Here is a 13005-nt window from a genome sequence, read left to right as displayed (position 1 = left end):
GAAACACCAAAGCAGCGCAGTCCCGTGTGAATCATGGGATTGCGCTGCTTTTTTGAAATTCTATGAATAATCCAGGTGAAATCTATTTTGGGGGAGAATTCCATATGTCATTACTTTTGCTCGCCCTCGCCGCAGTTGCGACTGCCGGCGGGTGGCGCCTGTGGCAACGCGGGCGGGGCAAGACGCGCCAAATCGCGCTGATGTCGGTGATTATCGCCGTCTTCTGCGTGTTTGCCAGCGCCTGCAGCGCCAGCGCAACGCCGCAAAATACCACCAAGACTAAGGTGGTCAAAATCGGAACCGCACGCAAAGCCAGTGCCGTCGCCGTTTCCAGCAAACTCGACGATCAGTTTGCAGAGCTGAGTTCCGAATCCGAATCCCTGGACAGTGCCTCAAACAAGTACGAGGCCGAGTCCAGTAGTAAGGCCGCCGCTGCCAGCAGTAAAGCAGTAGCTGCCAGCAAGGCGGCCGCATCAAGCCGTGCGGCAGTAGCCAGCTCACAAGCCGCTGCAGCGAGTCGGGCAACCGCCAGCAGTCGCGCCGCCGCTAGTTCCCGTGCGCACGCCACAACCAACCACAGCGCACCCGTCAACCACGGTGACATGACCACCGGCGGTCAGGGCAAGATCATCGGCAACGTGAACAGCAAGATTTATCACGTACCCGGGCAGGCTAGTTACCGGATGAACAGCAGCAATGCCGTCTACTTCGCCAGCGAAGCAGCAGCCCAGGCAGCCGGATACAGGAGGTCGAAGCGCTAATGGCAAAATTCTGGAAACAACTTTTAGTCGCGACCGCCGTTCTGGGAATTAGCGCAACGACCGCCGCTTGCGGTCAGAAAAGCGCACCTGCCAAGGTGAAAGTGGTCAAGAAATATGATCACAAACCGGAAAAGGCCGCCAAGGCAATTGAAAAGGACAACGTCAAGCGCCAGCAAGAGCTGAACAAGGCCAAGGCCGCTTTGGAAAAGAAGAAAGCTGCCTTCGCCAAGAAGACTAAGCAGCCCGCCAAGACCACCACGACAGCCGCTAAGCCCGCTACCCAGACGACCAACCAGCAGCTGGCCGCCAAGAACTACAGCGGCGAGCAGGAAATCATCGTGAATGGGAACAAGCCCGGCTTCACCAGCGCGGAGCTTAGCACCGCCAAGGGCGCCTGGGAGCAGTACAGCAATCTCGACAACTTGAACCGCGCCATCGCCGGTAACGCGCTGCTTAACCAGTCATTGATGCCAACGTCTAAACGCGAAGGTCTCACCTGGGACCCAACTGGGTGGCACAACCGCCGCATTGCTAGTGGCTGGCTTTATAACCGCAGTCACCTCATCGGCTACCAGCTTTCGGGTGAGAACAACAATCCGAAGAACCTGATGACGGGGACCCGCAGACTGAACAGTCCGCTGATGCTCGCACACGAAAACGACATCGCCTACTACATCAAGCAGAGCAAGAGTCACTACGTTCGTTACCAGGTGCAGCCCGTTTACCGCGGCAACGAACTCGTCGCCCGCGGGGTGCACATGCGCGCCCAGTCAATTGGCGACAACAGTGTCAGCTTCAACGTCTACATCTTTAACGTTGAGGATGGCTACACGATTAACTACGCTGATGGCACTAGCAGCGTGGCGAAGTAAAACGATTGCATATAGAAGAAGCGTTCACCGGTTGCGGTGAACGCTTCTTTTTTACTCACGCCTTATCTCCGGCGTTGCTTAATTTCTTTCATCATCTGGTGCATCTGCTTCTTGCTGCCAAACATGCGGTTAATCTTGGCCAGCTCACGCGCCTTACCGCGTAAGGCGATGTTCTCAGCTTGCTCTGTCTGCAAGCGCTGGTAACTCGTCAGACGCGCCGCATCCAGGGTGCCAGCCGCAATGGCCACCTGGACCGCGCAACCTGGTTCGCTACCATGCGTGCAATCATTGAAGCGGCAGCTTTGCGCCAATTCTGTGATGTCCGCAAAAGTCTCATCGATGGCAGCGTCGACGATGCCCAACTCGCGCATCCCCGGCGTATCAATCACAATCCCGCCGCTCGGCAGCAGCAAGAGCTCCCGACCGGTCGTCGTGTGGCGACCGTGCGCATCACTTGCGCGAATGGCCCCCGTGGCCAGTTCGTCGAGTCCCAACAGGTGGTTAATCAGCGTACTTTTACCGACACCAGACGAGCCGATGAACGCATAGGTGCGACCCGCTTCAATGAGGGCAATCAGCGGCAAAATGCCCGCGGCGCTTGTTGCGTCAACCGTCAGCACTGCCACCTCCGGTCCCGCGATTGCGGCGATAATTGCCTCCTGACTGGCCACATCAGCGCTCAAATCTGCCTTGGTGAGCACGACTACCGGCTGCGCCCCACTCGCGTTAGCCACGGCGAGGTAACGCTCAACGCGCCGCTCATTGAAGTTGCCATCCAGCGCCATACAGATGAAGACGGTGTCGATGTTGGCAGCAACTAACTGCGTAGCACTGGTGCGTCCAGCCGCCTTGCGCGCGAAGACGCTGCGCCGCGGCAAAAGACGCTCAATGCTCCCAGCATCTGCTGCGTTAGCAGGCAGGCGCAGCAGCACCCAATCGCCAACCGTTGGGTAATCCTCTGGTCCCATAGCGATGTTGGTGAGACGCCCCGTGACACTCGCGCTAAATTCACCAGCTTCTGCAACCACACGGTATAGCGTGCGGTTCACGCTGATTACGCGCGCCAAAACCAGCGGCTTGGCGGCTGCAGCAGCACTGCTGAGTTCAGGTGTTAAACCATAATTTTGTAAATTTAATTCGTTGTTTCCTCCACGATGACGATGCATCGATTCTGGAGGAGAGGCGGCGAGGCCTGCTTCAACAGTTGTGTTTCAACATGACATTGAGTTGCGCTCCAGAACACAGATTCCGGTGCAAACTGACCTCTTACTTAGCCATATCCTCCGCCGACTTTGCAACGTGCGCTACAATTACCACATTAGCCATGTTGCATTCACTTCCTTTCCTTTATGAACGGCAGGCCGTTCGTGATTAGCATGATTGTAGCACACGCATTTTGCCGCGACTAGCACCCGCATCCGTCCGTTGCGTTTCCCCACGCGAAAGCCTACGATGTGGGTAACTCAAAAGGAGGAGTAATCTTATGACAGCAAGAATTCAAGACGATTTGTACATGGCCGTCAACGGTGAATGGCAAGCTAAAACGCCAATCCCCGCCGACAAGGCAATGGTCAGTGCCGATTCCGAGTTGGGCGACAGCATCCGCGAGACCTTGGTACGTGACCTCAGCGACATTGCCAGCGGCAAAAAGCAGGCCGACAATCAGCCTCTGCAGTATGCGGCCAAGTTGTACGCCAAGGCGGCGGATAAAGCCGCGCGTGATGCAGCCGGCGTTGCGCCAGTTTTGCCCCGTCTCAAGTACATAGAAAGCCTCACCACCCTCGATGCATTCAAGGCGGCGTTGCCAGAACTTTTGGCGCAGCAGTACGCCCTGCCTTTTGCCTGTTGGGCCATGGCTGACATGCACGACGCCACGGTAAACCAGTTGCACCTGGCCAGTTGGGGCACCATTTTGCCCGACGCCGCGCTGTACCGCGAGCCTTCTGAGGATGCTAAGCAAATGTTCGCGCAGTGGTCCGCCATGGCTGATAAGCTCCTGCTGGCGGCCGGCTACAACGAAGCAACCGCACAGGTTTACATCGCTGACGCCCTCGCCTTTGACCAGCGCATCGCCGCACTCACACCAACTAACGTGGAATACGCTGACGAAAAGAACCTGGACAACCCTTACACTTGGGACGAACTCACAGCCAGCACCAGCAACACCGGTCTGACCGCGGCGCTCGCAACCCAGTTGCCCAGCGCCCCGGCAAAAGTTAACTTGTTCACGCCTGGCGTCTTCAAGGAAGCCAACACACTGATTAATGCCGACAACTATCTGCAGTTGCAGCGCGCCATGATTGTGAACGAACTCATCGACGATGCGAGCTGCCTGAGTGACGACCTGCGCAGTGAAGCCGGTGCCTACAAGCGTTTCTTGACCGGTCAAGAAGTGCCAACCGACTGGACACGCCACGCGTTTGCCACCGTCAACGCACTGCTAGCTGAACCGATTGGCCTCTACTATGGCCAAACCTACTTTGGCGCTGAAGCCAAGGCCGACATTACCGCCATGGTCAAGCAGCTCATTGCGGAATACGAGCGCCAGTTGCAGGCTAACACCTGGCTCAGCGACGCCACGAAGCAAAAGGCGATTGCCAAGCTCAAGACGATGAAGATCAAGATGGGCTACCCCGACCAGCTCTTCAGTATGTACGAGCAGCTGCATTTTGATGACACGGATGACCTCTTGTCCGCAATGTTGAAAGTCCAGAGTCAGGAACTAGCCTTCCGCCTCGCGCAAGTCGGCAAGCCCGTGGACCGCAGTGAATGGGCAATGCCAGGCCACCTGGTCAACGCCTGCTACGACCCGAGCAAGAACGACATCACCTTCCCGGCGGGCATCTTGCAGCCGCCATACTACGCGCTCGACTGGTCAACCGCCGCCAAGCTTGGCGGCACCGGCGCCACCATCGGCCACGAAATCTCGCACTGCTTCGACAACAACGGCGCGCTCTACGACGAGAATGGCTCGATGAACAACTGGTGGACGGACGCCGACCAGCAGGAATTTGCCAAAATTGTGGACGCGGTCGCCGCGCAGTTCGATGGCCTTGAAGCCGATGGTGCCAAGATTAACGGCCGCCTGACGGTTTCCGAGAACATCGCCGATAACGCCGGCATGGACGTCGCTCTGCAGCTACTGGGTAAGAACGCCAGCGCTGACCAGCTGCACGAATTCTTCACCGCCTACGCCAAGTCCTGGGCAACCAAGCGCCGCCCAGAACTCGCCAAGACCGTGGCACTGTCCGATGTGCACGCGCCAGCCATCCTGCGGGTGAACGTGCCAGTGAAGAACTTCAACAGTTGGTACGCCGCATACAACGTGCAGCCTGACGACGGGATGTACATGGATCCGGCGAAGCGGATTATGATTTGGGATAAGTAATACAATCAAAATATGGCGACCCCGCGCTGACGGGGCCGCCATATTTTTGTGTGCTTTATAAAAAAACAAAATCAACGTCCTGCACCTAGCTTTCCCAGTGCAGGCTTGGTATCATCATGTGTAAGCGATAACAAATATTTTCATGGAGGACAACAATGCACAAAGCCCAATTAATTGCTGTAGACATGGATGGCACCTTTTTAAACAACGAGATGGACTATGATCGCCGGCAGTTCGCTGACTTATACCCCAAGATGCGTGCACAGGGAATTCAGTTTGTCGTAGCCAGTGGTAATCAGTACTACCAACTGCGGTCCTTCTTTGCCGGTTACCCGGACATTATTTTTCTATCTGAAAATGGCGGACTCGTTCGCGACGCGCAGCGGACATACTTCCAATCCACTTACACACCAGATGTCGCCCGTAAAGTCGCTCAGGTGCTAACCGCACTGCCTGCAGTCGAATGGCTGGCGGCCGGAGTCAACGGCGCCTATGTTTTGCGTTCGTCTTCAGACGCCTTCATTACGGATGCGCGCGACTACTACCACCGTCTGCAACTGATTGACCGCTTTGATGAAATTGATGACGACATCGTCAAGTTCTCCAGCCACTGCCCCGCGCATGAAACCGCAGCCTACGTTGCACGCTACCACGAACAGCTCGCGGGTTTTGCCGTTCCTACTTCTAGCGGTCACGGTGATATTGACATCATCCAGCCAGGAATCCACAAAGCACGCGGATTAGCCGAATTGGGCGCGCAGCTCGACATCCCCCTGCAAAATATGGTGACCTTCGGCAACGGTGGTAACGACATCGAAATGCTGCAAGAAGCCGGCCTCGGTGTGGCGATGCGGAACTCGCCACAAGATGTTCTTGACGTCGCCGATGCGGTGACCACCGACAATAATCATTCTGGGGTGCTGACATATATTGCGGACCACATCCTCACGGCTAACACGTAATCGGCACCGACAAAATATAAAAGTGAGAGCGCATCTGCACAGTCATTCAGTGCATATCGCCATATAAATAGGCGTCCCGCAAGAAATGCGAGGACGCCTATTTGTTACTCAATATTCAGCACGTCGCGATGAGATCCGGTTGCTAATAACCATAAAATGAGCGTATCTCCCGTTACCCGATAGCGCAGTAGCCAATCGCCATGACTCTCAATATGCAATTCACGGTCGCCTATCAACCGTCCTTTTAGTGCATGATCGTTCATTTTAACAAGCTTGTCGTGATTGTTTTCGACAATCGCCTCAACCGCTGCGCGTAATTCCAGCATGTTGACACCACGTTTTTGCATCATTCGTGCTTGCTTCTTAAAGAGCTTGGCCTGTTTAATTTCCATTGGTCAAATCCTTAAACCAGTCATCAACATTATTGAAGCTGTCATATTCGCCCCGATGAATCTCATCGTGCGCTTTAAGGGTTGCTTCATCCAGTGGGTCTGTAGCGGTGACAGCGAATGGAACACCATTAACCGCAATAACTTTCTTCAGATAAATATTAATCGCCGTGGTCATATCTAAGCCGGCATTTTCCAAGACCTTACGAGCACGTTCCTTGGTATCGAGGTCAACCCGAGCAGTAATAACAGCCTTCTTTTTTTTATCCAATGTATTGCCTCCTACAGGCTTATTATAACTCATTAGGTATACACCAGCTATACATCAGTCATCGTTGTATCGTGTCTTTAACAATTACAGCTAATTCAAAAAAGGTGATTGCACACGTGTGTGCAATCACCTTTTCACATCCACTTCACTCATCCTGCGTGTACCCAGATGCCTGCATCTCGTACAATTCCTTGTAGTACGCGTTACTCTTGAGCAATTCCTTGTGCGTCCCGAAGCCCACAACGTGGCCGCCGCGCATGACCAGCACACGGTCAGCCATCTGGACAGCGGCCAAGCGGTGGGTAATGAAGAACACCGTCTTGCCAGCAGCCAGATTCAAAAAGCGCTGGTAAACATCGTACTCACTGCGCGGATCGAGCGCGGCGGTTGGTTCATCCAGAATCATCACGGCACTGTCGGGCATGAACGCGCGGGAAATCGCGAGCTTCTGCCACTCGCCGCCAGACAGATCCACGCCGCCCTTATATTGCTTGCCAAGTGGCGTTGTAGCAGTCAATTGCTTGGCCGCCATCACCTGCGCCATGCCCCCCGCTTCTAGTGCAGCTTGCACGGCTGGCTCGTTCTGCATTTTGGCCGGATTACCAATGCCAACACTCGCACCGAGTGGCATCAGGAACTTCGAGAAGTCTTGGAATACGGCGCCAAAATGCCGGCGGTAATCGGCCACGTCATACTCACGCACATCCGTCCCGTTCAGCTGCACGCTGCCGGCGCGCGGATTGTAAAAGCGCATCAGCAGCTTGGCCATCGTCGTTTTACCTGAGCCGTTCTCACCGACGACCGCAATCTTCTCGCCACCACGGACCGTGAGCGACACATCATCCAGCGCCGGCACCTTCTGATTAGGGTAACTAAAACTGACGTGGTCTAGCGTGATACCTTCAACATGTTCGGGAAAAGCCGCATCACCAATCGCCAATTGTTCGTCCTGATAGTTCATGAAGCCAAAATACTTCTGCATGTACAGTAACGTGTCGTAAAGCAAGCTGGAATTCTCAATCAGCGAATAGATACTACTGCTAGTTGCCGTCAGCGTTGACGCGAATACTAACAGACCGCCGATTCCAGCGCGACCCTGCTGAATCGCGGTAATCATCCATAGTAAGCTAAATACACTGAGTACGACGCTCACAATAAGAAAGAGAATCGCAATGCGCATCTGTCGCAGGCGCACGTGCTTCACCGACGCGTGCATTTTGGCGTATAGATGCTTGTAGGCATCGATGAAGTATGTAAACGCCCCAAACAGGCGCACTTCCTTGGCATCGCGCGCCGTGAGTAGTGCCTCACTATAGTACTGCAACTTCCGGGCGTCCGGACTGCGCGTCACCATCGTTTCAAAGGCGTCTTGTTGCACATGGTAACTGACCACACTCTGCGGAATGATTGCGGCCAGCAGCACCAGCGCAATCCACGGATTGTAATGCGCCAGAAGCAACATCATCGATGCCGTTGTGATGACTTCCCGCACCGCACTAATCCCGAACACAATCAAGTTGACCGGCCGCCACGACGCTTCGGAACTCACCAATTGCAGGTTATCGTAAAAGTCGGCATCTTCAAACGCACCAAGTCCCTGAATGGACGCTGACTTGTGCATCAATTCGACGTTCACGAAGGCAATGAGTTTATCCGTGAGGATCCCCTGAATAGAGGTATTCACCGGAATCGCGGCACTCGCCACCAGGAACACGAGACCCCACGCGATCAATAGCGGCACCACCGCCTGCTTGGCAACCAGTGCGTCCAACAAACGTTGCGCGAGCCAGATTAAGCCTGCCGGTGCTAAGGCCTGAATCGGCACTAAGAAGAGGAGCAGAAGGCTGCTGCCCTTGGCCGCTCGCCAGAAGAGGCGGAAACTTTTGAAGTAGAGGGAGAAATAGGTCTGTACTTTTTTCATCAAAATCACCCCATTATGTAACCAAACCCTTATGAATACAGATGATAGCCCTCTTCCAACAAAAAACAAGCGTTTTGTTATTGAACAAAAAAGGACTGGCGATTGCCAGTCCTCCGCGTCAATTCTATTCACTATCCCGCAGCCATTCCTCCTGCAGGAACGCGTACACGCTATCGAAGGTCAGATCCAGCACCTGCTCGTAGCGGAAGCTAATGTCTTCCGCATCCGACTGCCCGAACGGCTTGAGCGTGAAGCCCTTGTCGGTAGTGGCCACAATGCTGCCGTTCACCGGGTCACTCTGCTCGGCACTGCGGACGCGCAGCACCTTACCCATGATTTCGGCCTCGGCGACAATGTCGGCCAGGAAGTCGGCGCCGTCATTGAATTCGCGCGCCCGGTTGAGTCCTGGTGCCTGGGCAAAATGCTGTTTTGTTGCCCAAGCTTCGTAGAAAGCTACGGTCTGCACATAGTCCGAGTCCGTGAGCACGAAGTTGATGTTGCGCAGGCGGATGATGGCATAGCCGCCAAATTGCCCCGACATGTCGAGCATCGCCATCACAACGAACTCATTGCTGACGGCGCGCACGCGGCCGACGTAGAAGTTATCGTTATTAACCCGGGTGATCACCGCAATCAACTGACCGGCATCGCGAACAATTTTGAAAATTTTGCCCAACTGCCCATTGTTGCGGTAACGGCTGGTGGGTTCGTGCTGCAACTGACCGCGCTGACTGAGCAGCACTGACTCCAGCATCAGGTCGTAACCCTCAAACTCGAGGACGGTCAGGCTGGAGAAATCGACAGTGAGCTGTCGGTGATCGCTGTAATTGAACTTGTTGAAGACCTTCAGCACGAGTGCGCTGTCGCTCACTTCAGTAATCTGCCCTTCCAGGTAATTCTCGGCGTCCATCGACACGACCACCACCGCTTGACCGGTACGGCGCATGTTCTCGGCCACCTGGTAGAGCAGCGGGTTATCCGCATTCAGTGGCAAGCGCAGCGGTGCGGCGGGCATCGCACTGAACGCCTTATCGTTTGACTTGGCAATGCGATACTGCATCGTGTTCAAATCCGCGCCGGCCACCTCGACAGAGTCGATGGCACCCAAAGTGACGTAGGCGGCCCCATCGGCCAAACCCGCGTCACTGTAAGTATTCAGCACCACACCGTCGCTGGCCACTTCCTGCACATAACCGGTGTAGAAATCCTCCACGTCCTTTTGGTAGAGGTTAATTAGCAGGCGCTGCGCCTTGGCAGCGAGTAAGCTCATCATAATTCCGTCCATTGCATTAACCTCCCAAGGCTGTGCTAAAAGTCGTTTAGGACCCGGTGTATAAGGACACGACGACGGAAATCCCGCATTTAAGATTTCTGTTGGCGTGTCCCTATACATTAGAGCCCTGCCTTTTAGCACGCGACTGTGTAGTATCGTGACACAATCAAAATTTATTCTTAGTGTTCTAAGAGTAGGTTCACCACTACGATGGCTGGTAGGCAATCGAGGAGAACTTGTTCAGTGACTTCACGAACAGTAACTTAACCGTCCCCCGCGCACCACTACGGTTCTTCTCAATGATGATTTCCATTTCCCCTACATCCTGATCTTCTGGATCCTGCTCATTGTCGTCGTCATCGCCGCCCTCTTCATCACGATAGTAATCGTCACGGTACAGGAAGGCCACGATGTCGGCATCTTGTTCAATCGCCCCAGATTCACGAATATCAGACAGAACTGGCCGCTTATCCTGACGCTGTTCAACACCACGGGACAATTGACTCATGGCGATGACCGGAACGTGCAGTTCCTTAGCTAGCTTCTTGAGCTGCCGGGAAATATCGGAGACTTCCTGCTGACGGTTTTCCTTACCGGAACCTTCAATCAGTTGCAGGTAGTCAATCACAATGAGGCCAAGGTGCGTGTTCGGCTGGCGGGCTAAACGGCGGCATTTTGCGCGAATTTCACCCACACGCACCCCTGGTGTGTCGTCGAAGTAGATGTTTGTCTTGGCGAGCGAACCCATGGCCACAATCAGGTTGCGGGTTTCTTCTTCCGTCAGTTGCCCGGTGCGCAGGTGGTTGGCATTGATGCTACCTTCACTGCAGAGCATACGGTTAACCAGCGATTCAGCACCCATTTCCAAGCTGAAAATGGCGACGGCTTCGTCGGTCTTGGTGCCGACGTTCTGCGCGATATTCAGCGCGAACGCGGTCTTCCCCATCCCGGGACGGGCGGCGATAACCACGAGTTCGTCCTCGTGAAAACCGGTCGTAATCCGGTCCAGGTCCGGAAAGCCCGTTGCGAGCCCGGTGACTTCTTCATGCTGCTGCATGAGTTGGTCGATGTCGTTCATAGCTGAGTTCAGTACATCCGAAATGCGCCGGAAGTCCTGACCACCACCCTGCGAAATCTGGGCGATTTTTTCTTCGGCTTCTTCCAACTGGACGTCGGGGTCTTCCTCGTCGTCATAGCCACGCTCGGCGATGGTGCTGGCAGCCTGAATCAGGCGCCGGCTAGTCGCCTTTTGCTTCACAATCTGCGCGTAGTAGCTGACGTGGGTGACGGCGGAAACGGCGTCGGCCAATTCCACTAGGTAGGTAATCCCGCCGATGTCCTCCAGCGCATTTTCACGCTCGAGTTCTTCCTTCACGGTCAGGTTATCGATGGCATCCCCGCGGTCTGACAATTCCGTCATCGCGTGGAAAACGAGCTGGTTGGCACGCCGGTAGAAGTCATTTTCGGTGACATATTCCTGCGCGTCGGCCATCCGGTCCGAATCAATAAGAATGGAGCCCAGTACGGCCTGCTCGGCCTCGTTGTTCTGGGGCAGCTGGCGCCCTGTTGTTGGCTGATCCATGTGAGATTACCTCCTGTTTTAATTAGCTGTGCCAAAAGGCGGTCAGAATCCGGTGTCCGTCTCACTACGCGCTAAAGCGCGAGATCGACTGGCTGCCTTTTGGCACGCGACCACGATGTAACATTAATAAGCTAGTGGCAAAGGAGCAGACCAGCCAAAGCCAACTATTCAAGGTAGTTGCGCATTGTCTAATCTGCCCTTTGCCACGTGCTGCACCAAGTTGCGCGGTGCGCACGTATTTCGATTTAAGACACTGGTAAATTCTAACACAACGGACGCGTTTCTACATTAGATGTCTAACACTCGACTTAGGCAACCCACTATCAACGTGATGAAAGTAATCAGCTTTATTTCTCAACTGTCTCAATCCAAATATCATGAAAATGGGAAATATAAATAATCTATCTCTTTGACACTTACTCTTTTTCGATGATTTCATCATAGAAACGAATGTGATCCATAGAACCAAGTTTCAACTCTTTAAGGTAAAATTTTTTCGTTTCACTATCTAATTCACTATCTAATTTTTCACATAGAATTCTGGTAATCCACTTTCCACGTTCTTCAATCAACATGTTCACACGATAATAGAATTCCTCAACTTGCACAGAACTTTGTGGGTAAATTTGACCAGTCAAGTGTCCAGTCCATAATTCACCTACAGAATAATCATTCCGACGAACAAAAGGTTGTAAATAAAACTGTTCAACAAAATTTTTCCATGCAGATCTTCCAATATCCCCTGCAGAATAAAATAAATCATGAATAACTTGCAGAGATAAGTCCCAATAATCACGTACTTGTTCTGCAGAACCACGAACAAGATTATATTTAACGGGCATGACAATAAAATTACCTATCGAATGCGTCAATCCCGCAAATTCTTTTAAGTTTTTAAAGATTAATTCGTTCTTTCTAAATGCAAATTCATTAAATATATTCTGTTTAGAATTTTGGGGGCTCTGCTGAAGGTCTTGCACCATTTCTTTGAACAAATCGCTAACTTCAGGAATTTGTTCAAAATAATGTTTTCGGTAACACTCTAGATTTTCATCTGAGAACGGTGCACCATTTGTTCTCCCTCGGTTAGAAGATTTAATCGCAAACAATTGGGTAAATGTCGTTTGAAACGAATTCATCTGATCACCATCGGCATGAATGCTATTGGAATCTATCCAACCTAGTACTTTGTAAATAGGACGAGCAATCTTGTCTGGATCTTTATCCACTTTCTTTCCCTTTTCAAAGCAGTTTAAAAGGGGAGGAACCTTCTTTACATTTTCTGAGTACTTTTTTTCAAATTTGTATAGTAACCATTCGTTCAAATGAGTTTCATCATTGATTTTATCTGATGTCCACACACTATCGCGAAAAAACTGTTTAAAATCAAAAAGCCACGGTTTAATTTCGTTGTCATTACACCACTTTAACCAACAACAAATCGCATTTTGTTCTTTCAACATAAATTCTCCAAAAGCATAAGGCTTTATATTCAACATTCTCGATAACACAACTTGCTATAACTTCCACTCTTCACGTGACATCATGGGCGCATAACATACTTCATCATTTACAAAACTTGTCGT

Annotated in this window: 11 protein-coding genes; 4 read left to right on the top strand and 7 right to left on the bottom strand. The window is 52.6% G+C overall.

Annotation, left to right across the window (positions count from 1 at the left end):
- Positions 1–104: 104 nt before the first annotated feature.
- Both EKM97_RS08305 and EKM97_RS08300 read left to right on the top strand, forming a co-directional pair.
- Positions 105–761 carry a sunset domain-containing protein gene (locus EKM97_RS08305; protein WP_125571935.1) on the top strand — a complete coding sequence of 219 codons (657 nt, stop codon included), beginning with the start codon at positions 105–107 and terminating at the stop codon, positions 759–761.
- Positions 761–1633 carry a DNA/RNA non-specific endonuclease gene (locus tag EKM97_RS08300; protein WP_125571934.1) on the top strand — a complete coding sequence of 291 codons (873 nt, stop codon included), beginning with the start codon at positions 761–763 and terminating at the stop codon, positions 1631–1633. Before EKM97_RS08305 ends, EKM97_RS08300 begins: the two co-directional genes overlap by 1 nt.
- Before the next feature lie 62 nt (positions 1634–1695).
- On the opposite strand, the gene rsgA is transcribed toward EKM97_RS08300, so the two are convergent.
- Positions 1696–2799, bottom strand: coding sequence for a ribosome small subunit-dependent GTPase A (rsgA, locus tag EKM97_RS08295; protein WP_125571933.1), 1104 nt, complete (start codon positions 2797–2799; stop codon positions 1696–1698).
- A 317-nt stretch (positions 2800–3116) separates the two neighbouring features.
- Between rsgA and EKM97_RS08290 the strand changes: the two genes are divergently transcribed.
- Positions 3117–5021: a M13-type metalloendopeptidase gene (locus EKM97_RS08290; protein ID WP_125571932.1), complete on the top strand. Its 1905-nt coding sequence runs from the start codon at positions 3117–3119 to the stop codon at positions 5019–5021.
- A 155-nt stretch (positions 5022–5176) separates the two neighbouring features.
- On the top strand, positions 5177–5983 hold the full coding sequence (locus tag EKM97_RS08285) for a Cof-type HAD-IIB family hydrolase (protein ID WP_225419250.1): 807 nt from the start codon (positions 5177–5179) through the stop codon (positions 5981–5983).
- Between the two features lie 104 nt (positions 5984–6087).
- On the opposite strand, the gene EKM97_RS08280 is transcribed toward EKM97_RS08285, so the two are convergent.
- The 6 genes from EKM97_RS08280 to EKM97_RS08255 all read right to left on the bottom strand — a co-directional run bounded on the left by EKM97_RS08280 (position 6088) and on the right by EKM97_RS08255 (position 12882).
- A complete protein-coding gene (locus tag EKM97_RS08280) occupies positions 6088–6375 on the bottom strand; it encodes a type II toxin-antitoxin system YafQ family toxin (RefSeq protein ID WP_125571931.1) in 288 nt (95 codons plus the stop codon).
- Positions 6365–6643 carry a type II toxin-antitoxin system RelB/DinJ family antitoxin gene (locus EKM97_RS08275; protein WP_164507491.1) on the bottom strand — a complete coding sequence of 93 codons (279 nt, stop codon included), beginning with the start codon at positions 6641–6643 and terminating at the stop codon, positions 6365–6367. The genes EKM97_RS08280 and EKM97_RS08275 overlap by 11 nt, the downstream gene beginning before the upstream one ends.
- A 145-nt stretch (positions 6644–6788) precedes the next feature.
- Positions 6789–8564 carry an ABC transporter ATP-binding protein gene (locus EKM97_RS08270; protein ID WP_125571929.1) on the bottom strand — a complete coding sequence of 592 codons (1776 nt, stop codon included), beginning with the start codon at positions 8562–8564 and terminating at the stop codon, positions 6789–6791.
- Between the two features lie 124 nt (positions 8565–8688).
- Entirely contained in the window at positions 8689–9849 is a 1161-nt protein-coding gene (locus EKM97_RS08265) for a hypothetical protein (RefSeq protein ID WP_125571928.1), read from the bottom strand.
- Between the two features lie 193 nt (positions 9850–10042).
- Positions 10043–11419 carry a replicative DNA helicase gene (gene dnaB, locus EKM97_RS08260; RefSeq protein ID WP_125571927.1) on the bottom strand — a complete coding sequence of 459 codons (1377 nt, stop codon included), beginning with the start codon at positions 11417–11419 and terminating at the stop codon, positions 10043–10045.
- 416 nt (positions 11420–11835) lie between these two features.
- Positions 11836–12882 carry a hypothetical protein gene (locus EKM97_RS08255; protein ID WP_125571926.1) on the bottom strand — a complete coding sequence of 349 codons (1047 nt, stop codon included), beginning with the start codon at positions 12880–12882 and terminating at the stop codon, positions 11836–11838.
- Between the last annotated feature and the right edge of the window lie 123 nt (positions 12883–13005).

It is taken from the genome of Lacticaseibacillus songhuajiangensis (genome assembly GCF_003946025.1).
Lineage (GTDB): Bacteria > Bacillota > Bacilli > Lactobacillales > Lactobacillaceae > Lacticaseibacillus > Lacticaseibacillus songhuajiangensis.
The sequence above is the reverse complement of the archived record's forward strand: the minus strand, read 5'-3'. Positions and strand labels throughout refer to the sequence as shown.

Coding starts and splice junctions, on each gene's coding strand:
- EKM97_RS08290 (WP_125571932.1), top strand. CDS start 3,117: ATGACAGCAAGAATTCAAGACGATTTGTACATGGCCGTCAACGGTGAA.
- EKM97_RS08305 (WP_125571935.1), top strand. CDS start 105: ATGTCATTACTTTTGCTCGCCCTCGCCGCAGTTGCGACTGCCGGCGGG.
- EKM97_RS08285 (WP_225419250.1), top strand. CDS start 5,177: ATGCACAAAGCCCAATTAATTGCTGTAGACATGGATGGCACCTTTTTA.
- EKM97_RS08265 (WP_125571928.1), bottom strand. CDS start 9,849: ATGGACGGAATTATGATGAGCTTACTCGCTGCCAAGGCGCAGCGCCTG.
- EKM97_RS08270 (WP_125571929.1), bottom strand. CDS start 8,564: ATGAAAAAAGTACAGACCTATTTCTCCCTCTACTTCAAAAGTTTCCGC.
- EKM97_RS08255 (WP_125571926.1), bottom strand. CDS start 12,882: ATGTTGAAAGAACAAAATGCGATTTGTTGTTGGTTAAAGTGGTGTAAT.
- EKM97_RS08300 (WP_125571934.1), top strand. CDS start 761: ATGGCAAAATTCTGGAAACAACTTTTAGTCGCGACCGCCGTTCTGGGA.
- dnaB (WP_125571927.1), bottom strand. CDS start 11,419: ATGGATCAGCCAACAACAGGGCGCCAGCTGCCCCAGAACAACGAGGCC.
- rsgA (WP_125571933.1), bottom strand. CDS start 2,799: ATGCATCGTCATCGTGGAGGAAACAACGAATTAAATTTACAAAATTAT.
- EKM97_RS08280 (WP_125571931.1), bottom strand. CDS start 6,375: ATGGAAATTAAACAGGCCAAGCTCTTTAAGAAGCAAGCACGAATGATG.